Annotated in this window: 1 protein-coding gene; it reads right to left on the bottom strand. The window is 64.0% G+C overall.

What is annotated here, in order from left to right:
- On the bottom strand, positions 1-508 hold a 508-nt coding region (locus GOB85_RS18990; protein WP_173578889.1), incomplete at both ends, for a Tn3 family transposase.

Below are 508 nucleotides of genomic sequence, written 5' to 3'. Positions count from 1 at the left end.
GGCTTGCAGTCCGTGATCGCGGATCCGGCCGGTGCGATGGAAAAAGATGGCGCGCTTGAGGGCGTTCTGGGCCTCTCCCTTGTTCAACTCGCGGGTGGCGCGGCGGCGTTCTTCGGGGAGCTCGATCCAGTCGAGCGTGAACAGCGTACGCTCAACGCGGCCCATCTCTCGCAGGGCAAGGGCGAGACCGTTCGCGCGAGGATAAGAACCGAGCCGTTCCAGCATCAGCGACGCGCTGGTGACGCCGGTACGGATTGAGGTGGCGAGCCGGATCACGTCGTCCCAGTGCTCGGAGATCAGGCGTTCGTCGATCGGCTGGGCCATCAATGGGGCGACAGTCGACCCAGGCTTCATGTCGCCGAACAGATGCAGGCGTCTGTTACCGATGTTGGGGATGCGCGGGGCGAAACGGAAACCGAGGAGATGGCATAGGGCGAACACATGATCCGAAACGCCCCCGCCATCGGTATGGTGACGCTCGATCGCAAGGTCGGCGCCATGATGGAGC

Source organism: Acetobacter fallax (assembly GCF_011516735.1).
In the GTDB taxonomy this organism is placed as follows: domain Bacteria; phylum Pseudomonadota; class Alphaproteobacteria; order Acetobacterales; family Acetobacteraceae; genus Acetobacter; species Acetobacter fallax.
The sequence above is the reverse complement of the archived record's forward strand: the minus strand, read 5'-3'. Positions and strand labels throughout refer to the sequence as shown.